The following is a 25,191-nucleotide window of genomic DNA, read 5'->3' as shown; positions in this document are numbered from 1 at the left end:
CAGCGTTGGGGGAGCTGCCCATGGCCATCGCCTACATCGAGCCCACGCCGCTGCAGCAGTGGCTGCCCAAGGCCGCCCAGCGCTGGCCGGCTGCGCCGGCCCTGGTCTGCGAGGGCGCGCGCTTCGACTACGCGCAGCTGTGGCAGGCCGTGCAGGTCCGCGCGCAGGCGCTGCGCTTCGCCGGGCTTGCGCGCGGCGAGCGCGTGGCGCTGGCGGCCGAGCGCTGCGCCGACACCCTGATCGACCTGCTGGCCGCGATCGAGCTGGGGCTCTGCTACGTGCCGCTCGATCCCGCCTATCCCGATGCGCGGCTCGCGGCCATGCTGGAAGACGCCGCGCCGCGCGCCGTGCTCGGCCGCGACGCCGACCTCTCGGCGCTGGAGGCGCGGCTGGGCCCGCTGCCGAGACTCGCCGCGCCGCGACCACACACGCGACCCCACGCCGGCACCGATGAGCTTGCCTATGTGCTGTTCACCTCCGGCTCGACCGGCCGACCCAAGGGCGTGGCCATGGGCCCGCGGCCGCTGGCGCATCTGATCGACTGGCATGCCGCACATGCCCGCCTCGGCCAGCCGGCGATCACCGCGCTGTTCGCGCCGCTGTCCTTCGACGTGCACTTCCAGGAAATCCTCTCGACCCTCGCCACCGGCGGCTGTCTGGTGCTGCTGTCCGAGGCCGAGCGACGCGATCCGGAAGCCCTGCGCGCAGCGCTCGTGCGCGAGCGCGTGCAGCGCCTGTTCCTGCCCTATGTCGCGCTGCAGATGCTGGCCGAGGCCTGCGTCGACGCTGCGCCGCCGCCCCTGTGCGACATCGTCAGCGCCGGCGAGCAGCTGCAGGTCAGCGCCAGCATCCGCCGCCTGTTCGCGCGCCTGCCCGGCAGCGCCCTGCACAACCACTACGGGCCCACCGAATCGCACGTGGTCACCGCGTTCGAGCTGGACGGCGATCCCGCGGGCTGGCCAGCGATCCCGCCGATCGGCCGCGCCCTGCCGCATGTGCGGATCGCACTCGCGCCCATCGACGACGTGCAGGATCCGAACGAGGGCGAGCTGCTGCTCGGCGGCGAGACCCTGGCCGCGGGGTATCTGGGCCGTGCGGATCTGAGCGCCGAGCGCTTCATGGAAACTCCGAACGGCACGCAGTACCGCACCGGCGACCGCGTGCGGCTCGACGCCGAGGGCGTGCTGCACTATCTGGGCCGCGCCGATGCGCAGCTGAAGATCGACGGCTACCGCATCGAACCCGGCGAGATCGAACTGGCCCTGCTCGCTGAGGGCAGCCTGCGCGACGCCGCCGTCGGCGCCTGCGAGCTGCCCGGGCTGGGCAAGCAGCTGGTCGCCTGGGTGGTGGCGCGCGATTCCGGCTGCGAGAACGCGTTGATCGAAACCTTGCGCGCGCATCTGCGCGAGCGCCTGCCGGCCTACATGCAGCCGCTGCGCTATGTGCTGCTGCCGCGCCTGCCGACCACGCCCAGCGGCAAGATCGACCGCCGCGGCCTGCCGGCGCCGCAGATCGATACGGGCGTCGACCGCTCGCAGCCGCCGCGCGCGCGCCTGTTGGCGCTGTGGCGGGAGGCGCTGGGTCGCAGCGAACTCACCGAGCACGACTCGGTGTTCGCCGCCGGCGCGCGCTCGCTGAGCGTGCTGCGGGTGGTGGCGCAGGCGCGCGCCCAGGGCATCGCAGGCTTGAGCGTAGCCCTGGTCTACGACCGCCCCAGCGTGGCCGCGCAGATCGACGCGCTGGAGCAGGGCGCAGCGGCGACGGCCAAGACGCGACGCAGCGCAGCCGATGCGCAGGCGCCGATTGCGATCGTCGGCTGGGCCCTGCGTGCGCCGGGCAGCCGCGATATCGAAGCGTTCTGGCAGAACCTGCTGGACGGTGTCGAAGGCCTGCGCCGCTTCACGCGCGACGAGCTCGACGCCTCGCTGCCGCGCGCGCTGATCGAGCGCCCGAACTTCGTCGCCGCGCGCGGCGTGCTGGACGACGCCGACCGTTTCGATGCCGGCTTCTTCGGCCTGTCGAAGAGCGAGGCCACCCTGCTGGATCCGCAGCAGCGCCTGCTGCTCGAACTGGCGTGGACGGCGCTTGAGGACGCCGCGCTGGACCCGCAGGCGCTTACCGCTCGCGGCGAACGCGTCGGCGTCTACGCCGGCACCGGCAACAACAGCTACGCGCCCGCGCTGCGCGCCGCCGAACCCGAGCGTGTCGCCGCCAGCGGCGAGTTCGCCCTGATGCTGGCCAGCGAGAAGGACTACGCCGCCACCCGCATCGCCCATCGGCTCGACCTGCGCGGGCCGGCGCTCAGCGTGCACACGGCCTGCTCGACGGGCCTGGTCGCCGTGGCCGAAGCCGTGCAGGCCCTGCGCGCCGGCCGCTGCGAGGTGGCGATCGCCGGAGGCGCCACCGTGCTGGTGCCGCAGCAGGCCGGCTATCTGCACGTCGAAGGCGGCATGGAATCGGCCGACGGCCGCTGTCGTCCGTTTGACGCCGAAGCGTCGGGCACGGTGTTCAGCAGCGCCGGCGCGCTGGTGGTGCTGAAACCCCTGCAGCAGGCGCTCGACGACGGCGATACCGTGCACGCGCTGATCCGCGGCGTCGGCGTGAACAACGACGGCGCCGGCAAGGCCAGCTTCACCGCGCCCAGCGTGCAGGGCCAGGCCGAGTGCATTCGCCTGGCGCTGGACGACGCCGGTCTGCCAGCCAGCGCGATCGGCTATGTCGAGGCGCACGGCACCGGCACCGCGCTCGGCGATCCCATCGAAGTCGAAGCCCTGCGCCGCGCCTACGCCGAAGATGCGGTGCCGGCCGCGTCGGTCGTGCTGGGCTCACTGAAGTCCAACCTCGGCCACACCATCGCGGCCGCCGGCGTGCTCGGGCTGATCAAGGCCGCGCTGTGTCTTGCGCGCGAGCGCATGCCCGGCACCCTGCACTACCGAGCGCCGAACCCGCAGATCGATTTCGCCGCCACGCCCTTTCGCGTAAGCGCGGAAGGCCTGCCCTGGCCGCGCGGCGCCCAGCCGCGGGCGGCGGCAGTGAGCAGCTTCGGCGTCGGCGGCACCAATGCGCATGTGGTGCTGAGCGAAGCGCCTTCGCGCGCACCGCTGATCGAAGCCGAAGAAAGGCGCAGCCTGCGCCTGTTCCCGCTGTCCGCGCGCAGCGCCGAGGCGCTGGCCGCGCGCGCATTGGATCTGGCCGATGCGCTGCAGCGCGAGGCCCTGCCGCTCGACGCCGTGCTCGCCACCCTGGTGCGCGGCCGCAGCGCGCTGCCGCTGCGGCGTGCCGTGGCCGCGCGCGATCGCGCGGAACTCATCGCTGCCCTGCGCCGCGAGGCGAAGCCCGAGACGGCAGAGCCGGCGCCGCGTCTGGTGTTTCTGTTCCCCGGCCAGGGCTCGCAGCATCCGGGCATGGCGGCGGCGCTGCATGCCGAAGTGCCGGCCTTCGCGGAAGCGCTGGAGACCGCATTGGCGGCCGCCCAGCCGCTGCTGGATGTGGACCTGCGCGCCCTGCTGCTGGAGGCCGGCGACAGCCGCGCCAGCGCCCTGCTGGCCGAGACCCGCTACGCGCAGCCGGCGCTGTACTGCATGGAGGTCGCGCTGGCGCAGTGGCTGGCCAGCCTGGGCCTTCAGCCCGCCGCGCTGATCGGCCACAGCCTCGGCGAGTACGCCGCCGCCGTCGTGGCCGGGGTGCTGTCGATCGAGGACGGCGCGCGCGCGGTCTGCGCGCGCGCCGCAGCCATGTGGGCACAGCCGCGCGGCGGCATGCTGGCGGTGCGCGCGGGCGCCAACGCGCTGGCCGCACATCTGCACGAGGGTATCGAGATCGTCGGCTACAACGCGCCGCAGCTGTGCGTGCTGGCGGGCCCGGCAGCGGCCATCGATGCGCTCGAAGGCGAACTGGGCGAAGCCGGGCTGCAGGCGACGCGACTGATGGTCTCGCACGCCTTCCACAGCGCGGCCATGGAGGGCGCGCTGCCAGCGGTGCAGCAGGCGCTGTCGACGATCGCACTGTCGCCACCGCGGCTGCCGATCTACTCCTGCGTCAGCGCTGCGCCGCTGCGCGCCGACGAAGCCACCGACCCCGCCTACTGGGCGCGCCAGGTGCGCGCGCCGGTGCGCTTCTCGGAGGCCCTCGCACGCGAGCTGGCCCAGCCCGGCACGGTGCTGGTCGAGCTCGGCCCCGGCCAGGCCCTGAGCGCGCTCGCGCGCCAGCACCGCGATGCCCAGGGCCGCGCGCCGCGGGTGCAGCCGCTGCTGCCGCCGCCGAATGCATTGGCCGATGCGGCCCTGCATGCGGTCGAAGCCGTCGGCCGGCTGTGGTGCGCCGGTCTCCCTCTCGAATGGCCGCTGCCGCGCGATGCGCGACGCGTGAATCTTCCGACCTATCGCTTCGCCGACACCCGCTTCTGGTTCCGCGCGCACAGCGCCGTCGCCAGCATCGCTTCGCCCATTGATTCAGTCGCTGAACCGCTGGCCGCGCCGAGTCGCGCCACTGAGGACCCGCCCATGGCCGACCGCCGCCCCACCCTTGCCCTGGAATTGCGCCGCCTGCTCGCCGACGTGGCCGGGCTCGCAGCCGAGGATCTGTCGCCGGCCGAGAGCCTGGTCGAACAGGGCCTCGATTCGCTCAGCCTGACCCAGGCCACGCTGGAGCTGGAGCGCGTGTTCGGGATCAAGCTGCGCTTCCGCCGGCTGATGGAAGACCTCGACACGGTCGAGCGTCTGGTCGAGTTCCTGCACGCCGAGCTGCCGCCGGAGCGCTTTGCGCCGGCACCGGCAGCCGCGGTCGCTGACGACAGCGCGCGAGCGGTCGCAGGCGCGCAGGGCTTCGCGCCGACGCTTGCGCCCGTGGCCGGCGCGATGCCGCAGCCGATCGCGGGGCCCGCAGCGCCCGCCGATGCCGGCGTGCTCGGCCTGATCCAGCAGCAGATGGCGCTGATGCAGCAGCAGCTGGCCCTGCTCGGTGGGGTCGCCCTGCCTGCGCCTTCATCCGTCCCGACGCCGATCGCCGCAGCACAGCCGGGCGCAGCGCAGAGCGCAGCCGCAGCGAACGCGCTGCCGGTCGCCGCCCGGCCGGGCGTGTCCGCCACGGCCTCCACGCGCACCGGCACGGAGGGCGACGACAAGGCCGACCTCATCGCCAAGCCCTTCGGCGCCTCGGCGCGGATCACGGTCAAGCCGGTGCAGCAGATGAGCGCCGCGCAGCGCGCCTGGCTCGACGATTTCACCCAGCGCTATCTCGCCCGCAGCGGCCAATCGCGCGCCTTCAGCCAGCAGCACCGCGCGCGCATGGCCGACCCGCGCGTGGTCACCGGCTTCAACCCGCTGTGGAAGGATCTGGTCTATCCGATCGTGGCCGAGCGTTCCGACGGCGCGCGGGTCTGGGACATCGACGGCAACGCCTACATCGATCTCTTGAGCTGCTTCGGCGCCAACCTGCTCGGCTATCAGCCCAAGGCGCTGGTGGCGGCGATGCACGCGCAGCTCGATCGCGGGCTCGAAGTCGGCCCGCAGCACCCGCTGGCGGCGGAAGTCGCCGATCTGATCAGCGAGTTCACCGGCCACGCCCGCGTCGGCTTCTGCAACACCGGCTCGGAGGCGGTGATGGGCGCCATGCGCATCGCCCGCACGGTGACCGGGCGCAAGACCATCGCCATCTTCACCAACAGCTACCACGGCATCTTCGACGAGGTGATCGTGCGCGGCACCCGCCAGCTGCGCTCGCTGTCGGCCGCGCCGGGAATCCTCGCCAACGCGGTCGAGAACGTGCTGGTGCTGGACTACGCGTCGGACGAGGCGCTGGCGATCCTGCGCGAACGCGGCCACGAGCTGGCGGCGGTGATGATCGAGCCAATCCAGAACAAGTACCCGACTCTGCAGCCGCGCGCCTTCGTGCAGGCCCTGCGCGAGATCTGCGACGGCTGCGGCGCGGCGCTGATCTTCGATGAAGTCGTCACCGGCTTCCGTCTGGCGCCCGGCGGCGCCCAGCAGTTCTACGGCGTGCGCGCGGATATCTGCACCTACGGCAAGATCATCGGCGGCGGCCTGCCGTTCGCCGCGATCGCCGGCAGCGCGCAGTGGCTGGATGCGCTCGACGGCGGCCACTGGCAGTACGGCGACGACAGCTATCCCGAAGCCGGCGTCACCTACTTCGCCGGCACCTTCGTGCGTCACCCGCTGGCGCTGGCCGCAGCCAAGGCCACGCTGCTGGAACTGAAGCAGGGTGGCCAGGCCTTCTACGACGCGCTCAACGCCCGTACCCAGGGTCTGATCGATCGGCTCAACGCGGCCTTCGTCGCCCGCAGCGCACCGGTGAAGGCGGTCCACTGCGCCTCGCTGTGGCGGCTGCAGTGGGACGAGGACCAGAAGTACGTCAGCCTGTTCTACTACCTCGCGCGCTTCCACGGCCTGCACCTGTACGAGCAGTTCGGCCACTTCGTCACCGCCGCCATGGGCGCAGCCGAGCTGGAGCGCATTGTCGACGTGTTGGTCGGCGCGCTGGACGAGCTGATGGCGCTGGGCTTCATCAGCCGCCGCGACGGCGCCCCGCCGCCGGAGCGCGCGCAGAGCGCGCCGATCCCAGCGGAGTCCGCCGCGAGCGAACGGCTGGAGGCCCCGCTCAGCCCGGGCCAGGCCGAGCGCTGGCTGGCGGCGAGCTTCGATGAGAACGCCCTGCGCGCGCTGGATGAAACCTTCAGCCTGGAGCTGCGCGGCGCGATCGATCGCGGCGCCCTGGAAGCGGCGCTGCGCGCGGTGTGTGCGCGCCACCCGGCGTTCCGCCTGCGCATCGAAGCGGATGCGCCGCGTCAGGTCGTCGATGCGCAGGCACAGCCGCGCATCGAGATCATCGACCTCGACCAGGCCGGTGAGCCCGAGGCGGCGCTGCGTTCTGCCCTGGCCGCCGCTGCCCAGCAGCGCTTCGCGCTGGGGCGCGCGCCGATGATCGCGCTCAGCCTGTTCTGGCTGGGCCCGCAGCGCGCCGTGCTGCACGTGATCGCCAGCCATCTGGTGTTCGACGGCTGGGCCGCCAGCACCTTTCTCGCTGAGCTCGCGGCGGCCTACCGCGCGCACGCGCAGGGCATGCCGCTGGCGCTGGCTGCCGCCGAGTCGCCGCTGGCTTTCGCGCACAGCGAAAGCGCACGCATGGCCTCGCCCGAGGCCGCAGCCGACCGCGCCTACTGGCTGCAAGCGCTGCGCGAGCCGCCGGCCGCGCTCAGCCTGGGCGACCGCGAGCCCGCAGGGTCGCGCCAGTTCGCCGCCGACACCCGGCAGCTGCGCTTCGAGGGCCCGCTGGTGGCCGCCCTGCGCGCGCTGCTGAAGCGCGAGCGCTGCACCCTGTTTCCGCTGCTGCTCAGCGCCACCGCGACGGCGATCCAGCGGCTCAGCGGTCGCGCGGATTTCGTTCTCAGCCTGCCCTACGCCAGCCAGGCGCTGGCGCGCCACCCGGCCCTGCTCGCCGACGGCGTGCTTGACCTACCGCTGCGCCTGCGCCTGCCGGCGAGCGCGCCCGTGCACTCGGCGCTGGCGCCAGTGCGCGCTGCGCTGATGGATGCGCTGGAGCACCCGCACATGACCCAAGGGCTCGCCGCGCGCGCGCTGGGCCTGCCCAGCCGCGGCGAGCGCGCGCCGCTCAGCGGCGTGTTCTTCAACCTCAATCCGCGCGTCGATCTGTCCGGCTTCGCGCCGCTGTCGGCGCAGATGCGCGAGGGCCGCAAGCCCGGCCTGCTCGGCGAGCTGATGTTCAACTTCTACGACGAGGGCGATGCGCTCGCGCTGGATCTGCACTACAGCGTCGAGTTCTTCAGCCCCGAGCGCATCGCAGTCATCGCCGAGGCGCTGCGTGACTCCCTGCAGGAACTGGCGGGCCTGGCCGCGGCGTCGACGCCGCGCGTCGAGCTCGTGCGGAGCGGCCCATCCACGCGCATCGAAACCCTGACCGCCGCCTGCGCCGCGCGCGCGCCCGACGCCGTTGCGCTGCGCTTCGAAGGCCAGCAGTGGACGCATGCCGAGCTGGACGCGCGCGCCAACCGCATCGCCCAGGCCCTGATCGCACGCGGCCTGCGCCCGGGCGACTGGGTTGGCCTGTGCCTGCCGCGCGGTCCGGACCTGGTCGCCGCCCTGCTCGGCGTGCTCAAGGCCGGCGCGGCCTACGTGCCGCTCGACCCGGGCTTTCCTCTGGCGCGGCTGCGCGAGATGGCCGAGGACGCCGGCCTGCGTCTGCTGCTCAGCGATCGCGCAGGCGCCGAGCACCTGGCCCTGGGCGGCATCGACGGCCTGCGCCTCGATGCCGACGCGGACGAGATCGAGCGGGCGCCGGCGCAGGCGCCGCAGCTCGCCATCACCGAGGACGCCCCTGCCTATGTGATCTACACCTCGGGCAGCACGGGCACGCCCAAGGGCGTGGTCGTGCTGCACTCGGGGGTGGTCAATTTCCTGCGCAGCATGGCGCACACGCCGGGTCTGAAGGCCGGCGAGCGCCTGCTTGCAGTGACGACCCTGAGCTTCGACATCGCCGTGCTGGAGCTGCTGCTGCCGCTGGTGGTGGGCGCGCAGATCGTGCTGGCGCCGCGCAGCGATGCGGCCGACGGCGCCGCGCTGAAGGCCCTGATCGAACATCAGGGCGTGCAGCTGCTGCAGGCCACGCCCAGCACCTGGCATCTGCTGCTGAACGCCGGCTTCCGCGCGCCGCCGGGCTTTCGCGCCCTGTGCGGCGGCGAGGCCCTGAGCCCCGCGCTGGCGCAGCGGCTGCTGGCGGCCGGTGTCGCCGAGCTGTGGAACATGTACGGGCCGACCGAGACCACGGTGTGGTCGACCTGCGCGCGCATCGACGATCCGGCGCGGATCACCGTGGGGCGGCCGATCGACGCCACCGTGGTGCGCGTGCTCGATGAGGCCGGCCGCGAGTGCGGCGTCGATGCGCCCGGCGAGATCTGCATCGGCGGCGCCGGCGTCGCCCGCGGCTACCACGCGCGCCCGGAACTGACGGCCGAACGCTTCATCGCCGACCCCTGCAGCAGCGCCACTGGCGCGCGTCTGTACCGCACTGGCGACCTCGGCGCCTGGACGGCCGCGGGCGAGCTGCGCCACCTCGGTCGCATGGACCACCAGGTCAAGCTGCGCGGCTACCGCATCGAGCTGGGCGAGATCGAGGCCGCGCTCGAGTCGCAGCCCGAGATCGCGCGCGCCGCGGTCTGCGTCGAACACTTCGGGCCGGTCGACGACCGCCTGGTGGCGCATGTGCAGCCGCGCCCCGGCCAGCGCGCGCCGACCCTTGCGGAGCTGCGCCGCGCGCTGGCTGCGCGCCTGCCCGACTACATGCTGCCGCAGTCGCTGCGCGCGCTGGAGGCGCTGCCCCTGCTGCCCAACGGCAAGATCGATCGCAAGGCCCTGGCGAGCGCGCAGGCGGGCTCGGCCGCGACCGCGGCTGCGTCCGCGCCGACCCAGGCGAACGGCGCTGCCGCCGCCGACGCCGAGCGCATCGCCGTGATCGCCGGCCTGATGGGCGAGCTGCTGCAGACGCCCGCACTCGCACCCGATCAGAGCTTCTTCGAAGCCGGCGGACATTCGCTGCTGGCCGCCGAGCTGGCCGGGCGCCTGCAGACGCTCGGCCACCCGCGCCCGCCGCTGCGCCTGCTGTTCGAAGCCCCCAGCCCGCGTGCGCTGGCGGCCCGTCTGCACGTCGCGGAAGCCAGCAGCGCGTCGATCCCGGCGCGCGCCGATCGCGAGAGGGCGCCGCTGTCGGCCGTGCAGGCCGGCCTGTGGTACCTGGAGTGCAGCAGCAGCGACGGCCGGGTCAATCTGCTGCCGTCGGCGCACCGCCTGCGCGGGCCGCTTGAGCGTGCCGCCTTTGAAGCCGCGCTGCGCGATCTGGTCGCCCGTCAGCCGGCGCTGCGCAGCGTGCTGGTGGCAGGCGAAGCCGGATTGCAGCAGCGCGTGCTGAGCGAGGGCCCGTTCGAACTGGGCTTCGTCGACCTGTCCGCGCTGGCGCGGCCGCAGGCCGAAGCCGCAGCACTCCAGGGCGCTGAGATCCTGCAGTCCACGCCCATCGACATGCGCTCGGGGCCGCCGTTCCGGGCGGCGCTGTATCGGCTTGCCGCCGACGAGCACGTGTTCGTGTTCGTGGTGCATCACCTGGTGTGGGACGGCTGGAGCTTCGACCTGCTGTACGCCGAGCTGGCCGAGCTGTACAGCGCGCGGCTGCAGCAGCGCCTGCCGCGGCTGCCAACGCTGGCGATCGGCTACGGCGACTTCGCCGCCTGGCAGCAGGCGCAGCTGGCGGCGGGCGCTTATGCCCCCTCGATCGAGCACTTCAAGCGCAGCCTGCTGCCGCTGCCGCCGCCGCTGCGCCTGCATCCGGCGCAGGCGGCCGCGGATCGGCTGAGTGGCCGCGGCGATTCGCTGCTGAGCCTGCTGCCGGTCGATGAGGTGGAAGGCCTGCATGCGCTGGCCCGGCGTCACGGCACCACCCTGTTCGTGGTGCTGCTGGCCGCCTGGGCCGCCGAGCTGGCAGCCATCGGCGACGTCGACGCGCTGGTGCTGGGCCTGCCGGTGCGCGGCCGCGAGCGCCCCGAGCTGCTGCCGGTGATGGGCTGCTTCGTCAATGCGGTGCCGCTGCGGCTGCAGCTGCGGCCGCAGCCGCTCGGCGACTGGCTGGCCGAGGTTCATGCCGCGCTGGCGGCAGCGCTCGGCCATGCCGAGCTGCCGCTGGACGCGCTGCTGCCCGAGCTGCGGCGGGCAGGTGCGGATCCTCAGCGCGCGCTCTTCCAGACCCTGTTTTCGTTCCAGGACGCGCGCGACCGCATCACCCACTGGGGTCCGCTGGAACACGCCCGCTTCGATGTGCCGGTGCGCAACTCCGCGCATGCGCTGGGGCTGTGGTGCGTGGAAACGCCGCGCGGCCTTGAGCTGCTGTTCAACTACAGCACGGACGTGCTGGAGGCCCGCCAGATCGAAGCCTGGGCACAGGCCTACGCGCTGCGCCTGCGCGACTGGTGCGCACGACCGGCCGAGGCCGCGCTGCGACCCGCGCGTGCGGCAGCGGCGTCTGCGTCGGCGCTGGATTTCGACTCGGCGCTGGCGCTCGTGCGGCAGCTGTGTCGCGAGGTGCTGAAGCTGGAGTCGGCAGAGCCCGAGGACAACTTCTTCGATCTCGGCGGCCACTCGCTGCTGGCGTTGGACTTCATGGCCCGCCTAGAGGCGCGCACTGGACAGCGCCTGTCCCTGCTCAGGCTGGGTCAGTCCAGCCTGGGTGGGCTGGCGGCAGAGCTGGTGCAGGCCGAGGCCGCGCCGGAGCCAGCGCTGATCAGCGACGAGTCCGCGGCCGGCAGGGACAGCGCGCCGCCCCGCGGCTGGCTGCAGCGCCTGTTCGGTCGCTGAGGAGCCGCCCCATGAGTCTGTCCGCTCTGCGCCACTGGGCCGCGCGCGCCGATCATCCGCTGGCGCGCGCGCTGCGCCGCGGCAAGCGTCAGCTGCAGCACTTCACCCTGCCGGCGCCAAGGCTGGTGGTGATGCCGATGCTGTGGCTGTTCCTCGGCCTGCGCGCGATCGTCTTCTTCGTGCGCGGCAAGCTGCTGGCCGAGCCCCTGCTCAAGGCCTACTGCACGCGCTTCGGCCGCGGTGTCACCGCCGGCATCTACGTGCCCTGGGTCAGCGGTCGCGGTGAGCTGGTCGTCGGTGACTACGTGCAGTTCAACGGCAAGCTGAGCCTCAAGTTCGCGGCCAGCTTCGTGGCCCGGCCCAAGCTGCACATCGGCGACTACTGCGACATCGGCCACGCCGTGAGTTTCATCGTGGGCCGCGAGATCCGCTTGGGCCGGCACGTGCAGGTCGCCAGCGGGGTCAGCTTCCGCGATTCCTCGGGCCACGCCAGTGACCCGGCCGCGCGGCTGGCCGGCGCGCCACCCGATGACGAGGACGTGCGCGCGATCGTGGTGCACGACAACGTCTGGATCGGCGCCGACGCGATGATCCTGCCGGGCGTCGAGATCGGCGAGGGCAGCATCGTCACCGCGCGCAGCATCGTCAGCGCGAACGTCGCGCCCTACACCGTCGTCGCCGGCAGCCCGGCGCGGCGGGTGGGCGTGCTGCCGCGGCCTGGCGAGGCGCCTGCAGCCGCCGCTGGGACCGCGTCCGAATCGGCACCTGCACAGCCGTCCGTCAAGCCGGACGCCGCCTGAGTGCTAGCATTCCGCGCCCCGGCAGCACCTGCCGGATTCGATCGGCTCGGGCCGCAGGCGTGCAGGCCACGCCGCGCATCCGCGCCGACATCTCCAAACGCACGGGCCCGCGGCCCGCACATCCGGAACACCTGCATGAGCCCGATCGAAACCCAGGTCCGCGCCTTCCTGGCGGATGCCTTTCCCACCGCCGGTGACGCCCCGCTCGCTGTCGACACCAGTCTGTTCGAGGCCGGCATCATCGATTCGATGGGCGTGCTCACGCTCGTGACCTGGCTGGAGGAGACCTACGGCTTCACCGTCGATGACGATGAAGTGCTGCCGGAAAACATCGACGGCATCGGCGCACTGGTGCGCTACATCGGCCGCAAGAGCGGAGCCTGATCGTCATGAAGCGTTTCGAGGCCTTCCTGCGCGACGCCGCCGCGCGCCGTCCACAGCACACCGCACTGGTCTGCGGCGACGAGCGCCTCGACTATGCCGGCTTCGACGCGGCGGTCGAGCGCTGCGCTGCCGCGCTGGTGCACGCAGCCGGGCTCGCCAACGGCGAGCGCTGCGTGGTGTTCGCCGAGAACCGCATCGAAACCTGCGTGTCGATCTTCGCCACCCTGCGCGCCGGCGGCGTGTTCAGCGTGATCAACCCGACCACCAAGGCGCACAAGCTGGCCTTCGTGCTGGGCAACTGCGAAGCCAGCGTGCTGATCACCCAGCTGAGCCTGCTGCCGGCCGCGCTGGAAGCCGCCGCACAGACGCCCAGCCTGCGCCGCATCGTGGTGATGGACGCGACGGCCGCGTCGGAGCTCGGCGCGCTGGGCCTGGGCTGGAACGGCTTTCTCGACGCGACCGATACGCGGCTGCCGGCGGCGCCGCGCGGCATCGATATCGATCTCGCCATGCTGGTCTACACCTCGGGGTCCACCGGCAACCCCAAGGGCGTCATGATGACGCACAAGAACATCCTGCACGCCGCCACTTCGATCACCACCTACCTGGAGGCGAGCGAGGACGAGGTCGTGCTGAGCGTGCTGCCGCTGGCTTTCGACTACGGCCTCTACCAGCTGCTGATGGCGGTGCTGAAGGGCTACACCCTGGTGCTGGAGCGCAGCTTCGCGTTCCCGCAGAAGGTGCTGCCGCTGCTCGAACGCGAGCGCGTCACCGGCTTCCCGCTGGTGCCGACGATCGCCGCCATGCTGGTGCAGATGAAGAGCCTGAAGCCCGAGTGGGTGGCGCCGGTGCGCTTCCTGACCAATACGGCGGCGGCGCTGCCGCCAGCGCACATCCTGAAGCTGCAGACGCTGTTTCCGCAGGCGCGCGTGTTCTCGATGTACGGCATGACCGAGTCGAAGCGCTGCACCTGGCTGCCGCCGGCCGAGCTTGCGCGCCGCCCGGACAGCGTCGGCATCGCCATTCCGGGCACCGAGATCTGGGTCGCCGACGACCATGGCCAGCCGCTGCCGCCGAACACGGTCGGCGAGCTGGTGGTACGCGGCGGCCACGTCATGCAGGGGTATTGGCGCAACGAGAAAGCGACATCCAAGGCGCTGAAGCCCGGCCGCTACCCGTGGGAGAAGGTGCTGCACACCGGCGACCTGTTCCGCATGGATGAAGAAGGCTTCGTCTACTTCGTCGGCCGCAAGGACGACATCATCAAGTCGCGCGGCGAGAAGGTCGCGCCGAAGGAAGTCGAGGCCGCGCTGTACGCCTTGCCCGGCATCCGCGAAGCCGCCGTGGTCGGCGTGCCGGATGAAGTGCTGGGCCGTGCGATCCGCGCGGTGGTGGTGCTGGCCGAGGGCATCACACTCGATGCCCGCGCGATCATCGCCCACTGCCGCAGCCAGCTCGAGGACTTCATGGTTCCACGCGAGGTCGAGTTCCGCGACAGCCTTCCCAAGACCAACACCGGCAAGATCCAGCGCGCGCGCCTCCAGGCCGAGGCCGAGGGCCGCGAGTTCAACGAGGATTGAGGGCGCGGGCGGCGCTGCGAGCGCCGCAGCGTGGCGCCGCGGATTGACGGGGCGGGCTTGGTTGAACGATCGGATAGGTGGGGTGGAGCCGAAGGCGATGCCCAACATCGGGGTGACGGAGGCTTGTCGCGCGGGTCGAGCGCCGATGCCGGCCCTTCCACGACCGGGACCAGAGTCGAGGCAGGGTCGGCCGGTGTTTCCATGAGCGGGGCGAGGGTCGAGCTCCGGTGGGTCAAGACCCACCCTATGGGCGCGCCGAAGTGATCGGGTAGGTTGGGCGGAGCCGAAGGCGATGCCCAACATCGGGGTGACCGAGGCTTGTCGCGCGGGTCGGGCGCCGATGCCTGCCCTTCCACGACCGGGACCAGAGTCGAGGCAGGGTCGGCCGGTGTTTCCATGAGCGGGGCGAGGGTCGGGCTTCGGTGGGTTAAGACCCACCCTATGGGCTGGCCCAGAGCGTGTAGAAGTCGCGGAACATGCGCGGATGGTCGGCCTCCAGCGCGGCCCAGGCCGGCAGGTCGGCGGGCATCGGGCCGTGCTTGGGCAAGGCCGCGCGCTCGTCGGGCCCCAGTTCAAGGCCGCGCAGGCGCAGACCGGCCGCCTGCACTGCCGCGATGAAGTTCACCAGACCGAGGGGCGTGGCGTCCCACTCGCGCAGCAGACTGCTGCAGGGCCCCAGGCTGTGCAGCTCAGGCAGCGCATGCAGCGCTGCGGCAGGGTGCTCCGCCGGCAGAGCGAGCAGATGCGCGCGCGCCGCACGCACGTCGACACCTGCGGCGTCCAGGCCTGCGTCCCTGAGCGATTGGCGTGCCGCCTGCAGCGCCGTGCGCAAGCGTGCGCTGGCCACACGCAGACGCAGCAGGCCGCGCGGCGCCAGCCAGCGCCGCAGCTCAGACAGACGCGCCGGCAGCGTCCCCGGCATCAGCAGCAGACGGCCGCTGTCCATCACCGTGTAGCCACCGGCGCCGGCCGCATCCAGGCCGCCCTGCAGCACGCTCAGCTGCGGCAGCCGCAGCCGCTGCGCCTGTTCGCCCAAAGCGCTTGCGGCCTGCGGGTCGGCTTCGAGCACCCGCACGCTGGCACCCCGCAGCCGCACCGCGAGCTCGAAGGCCCACTCGCCGCCGCCGGCTGCTATGGCCAACACCCGCGGCTCGCCCAGCTTGGGCAGGCGCGGCAGGGTGAAAGGCGTGATGCGCTCGGCCAGGTAGTCGGCCAGGCTCAGGCTGCGCGGCGGCGTCGGCAGGTGGGTCCAACGCAGATTCGGCAGCGGGCCGGGGTCGGCGGCCGCCTGCGCCAGCAGGGCCTGCACGGGCGCTGGGCCACCGCGCGCTTTCAGCATCTCCACCGGGGCGAGCTCGGCCAGCGGCCGGTAGGCCAACAGCGCCGGCAGCCAGGCGACGGGCCAGGGCTGCGCCTGCGCGCAAGCAGCGCGCAGGCGTTCGCCGAGCGCATCCAGCTGGGCCTGCTCGGCGGGCGTCACCGGCCACACGTAGTGCTGGCGCAGCGCATGCGCGGCCAGGGCGCAGAGGAAGGACAGCTGGGCGTCGTCGAACGGCGCCTCCAGCGTGCTGCGGGCGGCGCGCTCCAGCAGCATGGCGCGCAACTGCACCAGCAGGTGCTGGACATCCAGGTCGGGGATCACCGGCTGCCGCAGCAAGGCGCGCAGCAGCGGCTTGCTGTAGATCGCCCCGCTCAGGCGCAGATCGGACCAGCTGTGCGGCGGCAGGAGCTGCGGCCGGGTTTCGCGCACGCGCTGCAGCCAGGGGCCGGTCTTGGGGTCGGCGCGCAGCACCTGGCTGGCCAAGGCCAGCAGCCGGCGCGGCGGCGACCATGGGGTGTCAAGCGCGCGCACCAGCAGGGCGGCGTCGACGCTGTCATCGAGCTGGCCGCCCGCCTCGGCGGCCCGCCGCAGCAGCAGACCGGCCCAGGCTTCGCCGGCCGCCAGCGGCCGCGGATCCTCGCGCAGCAGATCCCCCAGACTGCGCAGCGCGCCCGCGGTGTCGCCCGCGGTCGCCATCAGCAGGGCGTGGTGGGCGCGGTTGCCGGGATGATCGGGGCGCAGCTCAAGCGCGCGCGCGCTGGCCTCAAGCGCCGCGTCGAAGCGGCCGAGCTCGGCGAGCAGGGCGCTGCGGTGGAAATGCAGCTCGGGGTCGTCCGGCGAGCGCGCCAGCACCCGCTCAAGCTCCTGCAGGGCGGCGTGCGGGCCGCGCTGGCCGCGCCGCACTTCGGCCAGGATGGCGTGGGCCTCGGCGCAGTTCGGTTCGAGCGCGAGGGCGCGCTCGGCCAGCGCGCGCGCTTCAGCGTGGCGGCCCTTCAGAACCAGCACGGTGGCGAGATTGGACAGCACCGAAACGCGCTCCGGCACGCGCGCGAGCGCCTCCCGATACAGGGTCTCGGCCTCGTCGAGGCGACCGCGCTGATGGTGATCCAGGGCCTTGAAGAACAGTTCCCGGGCGTATTCGGTGGGGTCCATCGGCTAGTCGAAGAGCGGTGCGAAGCGGTCTAGGGTGCACGATTCGCGCGGGTAAGGCATCCCGACGGGTGCAGGCCCTCAGGTGCGGTGCCGGCCGCAGGCCGGCGGCGCGGGTGCTGGCGTCGCTGCGCGCGGCGAGCCGGACGCAGCGCGCGGGGCGCCGCGGCAGCCAACGCCGCCCGCGACTTTTGGCTACGCTGCAGCCCGCGCCGGGCCGGACGGGCCCGGCCACTGGATCCGCACGCGGAGCGCCGCCCGATGCACGAGGCCGAAGATCTGCAGCCACCGGCGATCACCCGCCTGCTGCGGCAGTGGCAGAACGGCGATGCCAGTGCCCGCGAACGGCTGGTGGAAGCCGTCTACACCCAGGTGCGGGCGATCGCCCAGCGCAGCGCGCGCGCCCTGCCCGGCGGCAGCCTGTCGGCCACCGAGCTGGCGCACGAGGCCCTGCTGCGCCTGCTCGACGCCGACGCCGGCTGGGAAGACCGCCGGCACTTCTTCAACGTGGTGGCCCAGGCCACCCGCCAAGTGCTGGTGGATGCGGCACGCCGGCGCCTGCGCGACAAGCGCGGCGGCGGCGCGGTGCCGCTCAGCCTGTCGGCCGCCGACGCCGTCGCCTGCGAGGAGGACGCCACCCTGCTGCGCCTGCATGAGGCGCTGGAGGCGCTGGGCAGACGGGACGCGCGGCGCTCGCAGGTGCTGGAGCTGACCTATTTCGCCGGCCTCGACCGCGAGCAGGTGGCGCGCGCGCTGGGCGTGTCGGTGCCGACGGTGGACCGCGACCTGCGCTTCGGTCGCGCCTGGCTGAAGCAGGCGATGGAGGCCGAGTGAGGCCGCCGCTGTCGACCGCGCCTGATCCGATCGGGCGCGCCGTGACGTACCCCCGATAACCGCGTCTGCGCCCGACAGGCCCGCCCACCATGACCGAGCCCACGCCCTCACTCGATGCGCTGGCGGCCCATTTCGAGGCCCTGGTCGCGCTGCCGCACGCGGCCCGCGCCGAGGCGCTGGCCGCGCTGGCGCTGACGCACGAAGAGCGGCTCGCCCTGGCCGGCCTGCTGCGCGCCGACGAAGACGCCGAGACGGTGATCCGCGGCGCGCTTGCGGCCTCCGCCCTGCGCCTGGAGAACGACAGTCCGGCCGCGGCCGCCGGCAGCCGCATCGGCGCCTGGGAGGTGCTGCGCGAGCTCGGCGCCGGCGGCATGGGCACGGTGTTCGAGGTGCAGCGCGTCGAGGGCGGCTACCGCCAGCGCGGCGCACTCAAGCTGCTGCGCGGCTTTCCGACCGAGGAAGGCCGCCGCCGCATCCGCCAGGAGCGGCAGGTGCTGGCGACGCTGGAGCACCCCTGGATCGCGCGGCTCATCGACGGCGGCGAAAGCAGCGACGGTCAGCCCTATTTCGTCATGGACTACGTCGACGGCGAGGACGTCTGCGCCTATGCCGCGCGCCACCGCCTGGACCGCGGCGCGCGGGTGGCGCTGCTGCAGCGCATCGCCGAAGCGGTTTCGCATGCGCATCAGCGGCTGGTGATCCATCGCGATTTGAAGCCCTCGAACGTGCTGGTGACTGCGGACGGCAGCCCGCGCGTGCTGGACTTCGGTGTGGCCAAGCTGGTCGATGTCGGCGGCGAGAGCCGCGACACCTCGACGCGGGTGTGGACACCGGGCTACGCCAGCCCCGAACAGTCGGCCGGCCGCGCGGTGACCACCGCCACCGACGTGTTCTCGCTGGGCATGCTGCTGCGCGAGCTGCTGGAAGCGCGCCGGCCCGACGGCGGCGCCAGCGCAGCGGAGCTGCAGCCGGTGGCGCTGGATGCCGACCTGCGCGCGATCGTCGCGCAGGCCACCGCAACCGACGCAGGCGAGCGCTATCCCAGCGTCGAGGCCCTGCGCGACGAGCTGCAGCGCTGGCGCGAGGGCCGGCCGGTGCGGGCGATGCGGCCGCGCCCGCTGTACCGGCTGTCGCGCTTCGCCCGTCGGCATCGCGGCAGCGTCAGCGTCGCCGTGCTGGTGCTGCTGGCCCTGCTGCTGTTCCTGTGGCGACTGGGCCTGGAGCGCGACCGCGCGCTGGCCGCCGAGGCCCGCGCCGAGCAGCAGCGCGCGCTGGCGGAGCAGTCGGCCGAGCAGGCCCAGGCCACCCTCAACTTTTTCAGCGGCCTGCTGCTGGAGCTGTCGCCCGACGGCGATGTCGATGCGCCGATCACCCTGCGCCGCATGCTGGAGCGCGGCGCCGATCGGGTCCGGCGCGAACTGCCGCAGGGCGCCTCCGAAGTCGCCCTGGTCAATGCCTACCTGGGTTCGCTGCACGCGATGCTGGGCGAGGCGACGCAGGCCGAGCCGCTGCTGCGCGACAGCCTGCAGGCGCTGTCGGCACAAGGCCTGGACCGCGGCCCGGCCTACGCGCGCGCCGCCTCGCTGTACTCGCAGCTGCTGGTCGACCTGGGCCGCCTGCCCGAGGCCACGCCCTGGCTGGAGCGCGCCGAGCGCGCCTACGCGGCCCTGCCCAGCGCCGACGCGAGGGCGATGGCGGCGGTGCAGCGCGTGCAGGCGTCCACCTATGCCGAACGCTTCGACGAGGCCGAGCGCGAAGCGCGGCTCGGCCTCACGGTCGCGCTGCGAGAACGCGCCAGCGCCGATGCGGTGGCCACCCTCGATCAGCAGCTGGCCGGCGCGCTGAACTCGCAGGCGCGCTCGGCCGAAGCCGCCGAGGCCGCCGCCGCCGGGCTGGCCCGCCTGCGCGAGGCCGGGCTCGGCAACTCCCTGTTCGCCTACCAGTTCGAGCTCGAGGCCGGCCGCGCGCGGCTGGGGCTGGGCGAAGCGCAGACCGCGCTGGATCACTTCGATCGTGCCCGCGCCCTGTACGTGCAGGCGCGCGGCGAAGGCGGCCTGCTGCGGATCATCGTTGACGAGTGGCGGATGAGCGCCCTGCAGGCGCTGGGTCGGCCGGCCGAGGTGCGCGCGCTGGCCGAGCGCGTGCAGGCCGACTGGCAGGGCCTGGGCCGCGCCCCCGACGCGCTGTCGCGCTGGATTCTGGCGCATGCGCGCCTGTCCGAAGGCGACCTGGTCGGCGCGCGCGCCGAAGTCGAAGCTCTGCTCGCCGATGCCAGCGGCTTCGCCGGGCTGCAGGCCGGCCAGGCCGATCGCGTGCGCTGGGGCGCGGCGCGCGTGCTGGCCTTGAGCGGCGCTGCGGCGCGCGCCAAGGCGGCGATCGCGGACGGGCTCAAGGCTGCGGCATCGACCGACGGCGAGAACCCTTCGGCCGAGCGCTGGCGCCTGCTGGCGGTCGAGGTGCAGCTGCTCGAAGGCGCGGCCCAGGCGGCCGCGCGCGCGCTCGACGCAATCGAAGCCGAGGCCGGCGGCGCGCAGGCGCTGCGCGAGCGCCAGGGCCTGCAGGCGGCGCGGCTGCAGGCGCAGGTGCGCACGCTCAGCGATGCGCTGGAGGCCGCGGGCCAAGCGCTGGACTGGGCCGAGCAGCAGACCCGAACCGCTTCCGCGCTGGAGCAGGCGCGGCTCGCGGTCGATCGCGCCGACTGGCTGCGCGCCCGCGGCGAGCGCGCTGCCGCGGCAGAACTGCTCAGTGCGAGCCTGCCCGAGCTGCGCGCCCTGCTGCGCGCCGAACAGCCGGATCGGGCCCGCGCCGAGGCGCTGGCGGCTGCGCTCGGGCGGGAGATTGCGCCGCGCTGAAGCGCGCGTGATGGGAACCCGCACACAAGGGCGTAGCAGACAGGGCACCCCTCTGGAGCCCAGCCCATGCGCCCTGCCCTCTCGATCCTGAGTCTTGTCTTCTGTTTCGCCCTGTCGGCCGGCGCCGCACACGCGCAGTCCTACAACTTCTTCCGCGTCGATGGCCCCGGCGGCGCGCAGCCCAACGGCGGTGTCTTCGAGCCCGCGCTGTCGGCCGACGGCCGCGTGCTGGTGTTCAGCGTCGGCAGCGGCAGCCTGCTGTCGGGTGGCGCCTCGGGCGCGCAGGTGATCGCGCTGGAGCTCAGCAGCGGGGCGCTGAGCGTGGTCAGCACCACGCCCGGCGGCCAGGCCTCCACGGCCTCGACGGTCAACGAGAAGGCGGTGGCCTCGGCCAACGGCCGCTTTGTCGCCTTCGACACCGGATCCTCGACCTACACCGGCGGCATCAGCGGCGTGCATGTGGTGCGCATCGATCGCGTCACCGGCACGGCCGCCCTGGTCAACCTCACCGCCAGCGGCACGCTGCAGGCCGGCAGCACCTCGCGGGTCGGCGGCATCTCCGGCGACGGCCGCTACGTGGTGTTCAGCTCCAACGCCAGCGGCCTGGTGGCGGGCGATTCGGGCTCATCGAGCTCCGCTGTCTACGTGCGCGACCTGAGCGCAGGCACGACCCAGCGTATCGACCTCACACCGGGCGGCGGCCCGGGCAACGGCGGCGCCGGCGGCGAGCGGCCGACGATCAGCGAGGACGGTCGCTGGGTGGCCTTCGCCAGCAGCGCCAGCAACCTGCTGGGCACGCCGACCAGCGGCTCGGTGCGCATCTACCTGCGCGACCGCATCAACGGCAGCACCAGCCAGGCCAGCCTGGGCCCGGGCGGCAGCGATCTGAACGGGGCGCGCAACCCGGTGATCTCGCCCGATGGCAGCCTCGTGGTCTTCGGTTCGGGCGCCGGCAGCCCCAGCGCCACCCAGCTGTGGGTGCGCCGTCTGAACCAGCCGGCCGCCGTCGCGGTACCCGCCGCTGCCGGCATGGGCATCTGCGACAGCGCGCAGATCAGCAACACCGGGCTGGTGATCGCGCAGTGCCGGCGCGGTGCAGGCCAGCCCGCGCAGGCCTATGCCTGGTCGCTGGCGCAGCCCGCACTGCCGCCCGAGCTGATCAGCGGCAGCGATGCCGGCAACACGGTGCCCGGCAACGGTGCCAGCGGTACGCGGGTGGCGGTCAGCCGCGACGCCGGCGTGTTCGCCTTCGACTCGGTGGCCAGCGACCTGGTCATCGGCGACACCAACAGCGCCAGCGATGTCTTCGTCTATGCGCTGCCGGCGGTGCTGGAGGGGCTGTTCGCGGATGGGTTCGAGTAGCGTCTTCCGCAGGCTCGACTCACACCAGCGCCTCCACCACTTCCGGATGCCCCAGGAACTCGCGCGGGCTCGCGGTCTTGCCGTAGGCACCGGACTGGAACACCACCACCAGATCGCCCTCCTGCGCCACGCCGAGATCGGCGCGGTCGGCGAGCAGGTCGAGCGGCGTGCACAGCGGGCCGACCACGCTGGCGGTCTCGCGCTCGCCGGGCCGCGCATTGACCATGGACGGATAGTTCTTGCGCAGCACCTGTCCGAAGTTGCCGCTGGCAGCGAGGTGATGGTGCATGCCGCCGTCGCAGACCAGAAAGACCTGCCCACGCGAGATCTTGCGGTCGATGACCCGCGCCACGTAGACGCCGGCTTCGCCCGCCAGATAGCGGCCGAGTTCGAGCACCAGATGGCCCTGCGGGAAATCGCGGGCGCAGCGCTCGGCGAGGCCCTGCAGGCAATCGGCCACCGGCGCGAGCTCAAGCGGGGTATCCGCGAGCGTGTACGGGATGCCGAAGCCGCCGCCGAGGTTCAGGCTACGCACCGGCGCCGGCAGTTGATCCGCCCAGCCAAGGATCAGCTCGTAGCTCTTGGTCTGCGCCTCGACAATCGCCTCGGCCTTGAGGTTCTGCGAACCGGCGTAGAGGTGGAAGCCCTCGAAGGCCAGCCCCAGCGCGCGGATCTCGGCCAGCAGGGCCGGCACCTGCTCGGCATCGACTCCGAACTGCTTGGCGCCGCCGCCCATGCGCATGCCCGAGGCCTTGAGCTCGAAGGGTGGGTTGATGCGGATCGCCACCCGCGCGGCCTCGCCGCTGGACTCGCTGGCTTGGGCGAGCGCGCGCAGCTCGCGGAAGCTCTCGATGTTGATGAGGATGCCCGCGGCCTGCGCCTGCTTGAGATCGGCATCGCTCTTGCCCGGCCCGGCGAAGCTGACGTGCTGGGGGTCCATGCCGGCATCGAGCGCCACCCGCAGCTCGCCGACCGAGGCCACGTCGAGGCCGTCGGTGATGCCCGCCATGTGCGCGACCAGGGCCGGCATCGGGTTGCACTTCACGGCGTAGTGCAGGTGCACGGCCGGCGGCAGCAGGCCGCGCAGCTGCGCGATCCGCTTGCTCAGCCGGCTGCGGTCGTAGACGTAGCAGGGCGTGCGACCGATGGCGGCGACCACTCGCGACAACGGCCGTCCGCCGATCAGCAGCTCGCCGCGGGCGTCCACCCGCCAGGGCAGGCCCTGGGCCCAGGGCAGTTCGAGTTCGGGGCAGGTCGGCGCGCTCATGAGGCTGGATTAGTGTGATGGGTTGCACATTGTGCCGAATCCGCCCGGCCTGCGCCGAGGCCGGGCCGCACCCGCCTGCGCAGCGCAGGCGTGCGGGCGGGCTCGCAGGCATCTTGACCGAGCCGGCATCTCAGCGCAGCGAGTTCGCGCGCTGCGCTGGCGGGCGCGCAGCGCTTGTGTGTGGCCGAGTCCACGCGCACTTGCGACGTGCCGGTGCCGGCCTTGGCCCCGGGGCCGACACACACCCTCGCATCGGGTTGATCGATTTCGGCCCCGGTTTGCGAGTAGTGCTTTGGGCGACGCGAGTTGTCTCGCACGCCCCGCACCGGAGCTCCGCCGGTCGCGACCTGCTATCACTCGTCCATCGAGTACTTTTCGTTCGGTGTGATCCCCGGCCCTGGCACCCAGGGCCGGGGCTTTTTCGCGTCTTTCGCGGCCCGCCGCTACTCGAAGCCGTCGCCAAACAGGGCGTTCAGATCGACCACGCTGCGGCTGGCTTCCACCGTATTGCCGTAGGCGCCAAGGTTGACCCGCCCGCCGTTGGGCGCAGGTTCGTTGGCATAGGGCGACGCCGGATCACCGGCATCGACGGCCGGGCTGGTGCGCGCATCGATCACCCAGCCGTCGGGGCTGAAGTGGCCGCCCGCCGACTGCACGTGGTAGTCGCCCGTCGCCGGCGACACGAAGCGCGGATCCAAAGCGCGGTTGCCTGTTCCCGCCTGGCCGGTGATCGAGTAGCTGACGGCGAAGCTGCCGCCGGTATAGCTCGCGAATTCGCGCGTGTTGCCCCACAGGATCGAATTCTTCAGCCTCAGCGTCGAGCCGGCCTCGACCAGAACGGCCGCGCCGCCGGGCGCAGGCGCCGGGCAGACATGCTGGGCGATGGTCAGGTGTTCGGCGGTGACGCGCGATGCGCCGCCGGGGCCGCCGTCGACGTACAGGGCCGCACCATTGCGGCTGTCGTCCGGGCAGCGGTTGGCCACCAGCAGGTCATTGCGCATGCTGCCCTCCGCGCCTTCGTCCCAGAACACGCCGGAGCCCGGGCCGGAGGCGAAGTTGTCGGTGATCAGATTGCGCTCCATGACCGCCCCGGCCGCGGCGATCAGCACGCCGCCGCCCCAGCCGTAGCCCACGGTCGCCCCGACCGCATTGCCGACGATCACATTGGCCTGGATCTCGGTGCTGGCCGTGGATACGTAGAGGCCGCCGCCGTGGTCGCTGTGGGCGATGTTGGTGGCGATGCGGTTGCGCAGCACGCGGGCCTGGCGGCCGCTGACGGTGATGCCTGCGCCCTTGCCGGCCAGATTGTTTTCGACCGCGTTGTCCTCGATGCGCAGCAGGCCGCTGCCGCTGTTGCGCGCATACACCCCGCCGCCGCGCGAATCGATGCTGGTGTGGCTGCGGGTGCGGTTGCCGTGGATGCGGTTGTGGCTGATGACCAGGCTGGCGCCGTCGCTGAGGCTGGCGTACACGCCGCCGCCGTTGCCGTTGCCGTCCTGCCAGGTGCTGCCGAGGCCAAGGCCGCCAGTGATCTCGAAGCCGTCGAGCACACAGCTGCCGCTGCCCTGCAGATGCAGCTGCACGGTCGGGTTGCGGGCTTGGCCATCGAGCACGCTGCGCTGGCTGTCGGCCCGGCGCTGGCTGAAATCCGCGCTGAAGCCGCCGAGCAGCTGCAGGCATTTGCTGCTCGGTGAAGCGAAGCTGCCAAGCGCCAGGTTCTCGCGATACGTGCCTGCGGCGACCTGCACCGTATCGCCGGCCTTGGCGCCCGCGATCGCCGCGGTGAGGGTCGCCACCGGCGCAGCCGCCGTGCCGGTGCCGCCGGCTGCGGCACCGGCGCGCACGCAGATTACCGCCGCCCCGCTGGCGCTGAACCCGGTGCAGGCCAGCCGCAGGCCGCTGTCGGCGCCCTGCGGGCCCTGGCCGACCACGCCCGACCCCGCCTCGGACGAGGCCAGCAGGCCGACCAGCAGCAGCGGCGACAGCAGCGCCTGGGCCCAGCGGCGGGCGCAATGCAGCTTGAACTCTGACTCTGGCTTCACACACGGCACCCGTTGCGGCTGGATCAGCGCCGGGCGGTGCCTCGGCGGCCGAAGAGTGCGAATGATCACCTCATTAATGTGATGACGCTAGCACATTGGCGCTAGAATCCGGCGCGGTCGGCGGCAAATCGTCCGGCCTGCGCTGTTCGTCGGCCTCGCGCAGAGGTCGAGCAGCGCGATCCATCCAGGTGTGACACGGGGCGCCTCGCGCCCGAGGGGAGCAGGGCG

10 protein-coding genes are annotated in these 25,191 nt (G+C 72.8%); 7 read left to right on the top strand and 3 right to left on the bottom strand.

Features of this window, described 5'->3' with window-relative positions:
• Positions 1 to 20: 20 nt before the first annotated feature.
• From H4O13_15745 to H4O13_15730, 4 genes are all read left to right on the top strand, one after another.
• Complete coding sequence (locus H4O13_15745) at positions 21 to 11,372, top strand: amino acid adenylation domain-containing protein (GenBank protein MBE5316845.1); 11,352 nt, start codon at positions 21 to 23, stop codon at positions 11,370 to 11,372.
• Positions 11,373 to 11,383: 11 nt separating this feature from the next.
• A complete protein-coding gene (locus H4O13_15740) occupies positions 11,384 to 12,172 on the top strand; it encodes an acyltransferase (protein ID MBE5316844.1) in 789 nt (262 codons plus the stop codon).
• 135 nt (positions 12,173 to 12,307) lie between these two features.
• The gene (locus tag H4O13_15735) at positions 12,308 to 12,556 is read left to right on the top strand and encodes an acyl carrier protein (protein ID MBE5316843.1); all 249 of its coding nucleotides are present in this window, start codon (positions 12,308 to 12,310) and stop codon (positions 12,554 to 12,556) included.
• 5 nt (positions 12,557 to 12,561) lie between these two features.
• Complete coding sequence (locus H4O13_15730; GenBank protein MBE5316842.1) at positions 12,562 to 14,136, top strand: AMP-binding protein; 1,575 nt, start codon at positions 12,562 to 12,564, stop codon at positions 14,134 to 14,136.
• 439 nt (positions 14,137 to 14,575) lie between these two features.
• Here H4O13_15730 and H4O13_15725 read toward each other — a convergent pair whose 3' ends face one another.
• The gene (locus H4O13_15725; GenBank protein MBE5316841.1) at positions 14,576 to 16,609 is read right to left on the bottom strand and encodes a tetratricopeptide repeat protein; all 2,034 of its coding nucleotides are present in this window, start codon (positions 16,607 to 16,609) and stop codon (positions 14,576 to 14,578) included.
• Positions 16,610 to 16,867: 258 nt separating this feature from the next.
• Here H4O13_15725 and H4O13_15720 point away from each other — a divergent pair, with 258 nt between their 5' ends.
• The 3 genes from H4O13_15720 to H4O13_15710 all read left to right on the top strand — a co-directional run bounded on the left by H4O13_15720 (position 16,868) and on the right by H4O13_15710 (position 21,654).
• Positions 16,868 to 17,440 carry a sigma-70 family RNA polymerase sigma factor gene (locus H4O13_15720; GenBank protein ID MBE5316840.1) on the top strand — a complete coding sequence of 191 codons (573 nt, stop codon included), beginning with the start codon at positions 16,868 to 16,870 and terminating at the stop codon, positions 17,438 to 17,440.
• 89 nt (positions 17,441 to 17,529) lie between these two features.
• Positions 17,530 to 20,292, top strand: coding sequence for a serine/threonine protein kinase (locus tag H4O13_15715; GenBank protein ID MBE5316839.1), 2,763 nt, complete (start codon positions 17,530 to 17,532; stop codon positions 20,290 to 20,292).
• A gap of 66 nt (positions 20,293 to 20,358) precedes the next feature.
• Positions 20,359 to 21,654 (top strand): PD40 domain-containing protein, encoded by a 1,296-nt coding sequence (locus tag H4O13_15710; GenBank protein ID MBE5316838.1) that lies wholly within the window; start codon positions 20,359 to 20,361, stop codon positions 21,652 to 21,654.
• 19 nt (positions 21,655 to 21,673) lie between these two features.
• Here the strand turns inward: H4O13_15710 and H4O13_15705 are convergent, their stop codons facing one another.
• The gene (locus tag H4O13_15705) at positions 21,674 to 22,921 is read right to left on the bottom strand and encodes a pyridoxal-dependent decarboxylase, exosortase A system-associated (GenBank protein ID MBE5316837.1); all 1,248 of its coding nucleotides are present in this window, start codon (positions 22,919 to 22,921) and stop codon (positions 21,674 to 21,676) included.
• A gap of 443 nt (positions 22,922 to 23,364) precedes the next feature.
• Positions 23,365 to 24,963, bottom strand: coding sequence for a DUF1565 domain-containing protein (locus H4O13_15700; protein MBE5316836.1), 1,599 nt, complete (start codon positions 24,961 to 24,963; stop codon positions 23,365 to 23,367).
• Positions 24,964 to 25,191: the final 228 nt, after the last annotated feature.

Source organism: Lysobacterales bacterium (assembly GCA_014946745.1).
Taxonomy (GTDB): Bacteria; Pseudomonadota; Gammaproteobacteria; order Xanthomonadales; family Xanthomonadaceae; genus Aquimonas.
The sequence above is the reverse complement of the archived record's forward strand: the minus strand, read 5'-3'. Positions and strand labels throughout refer to the sequence as shown.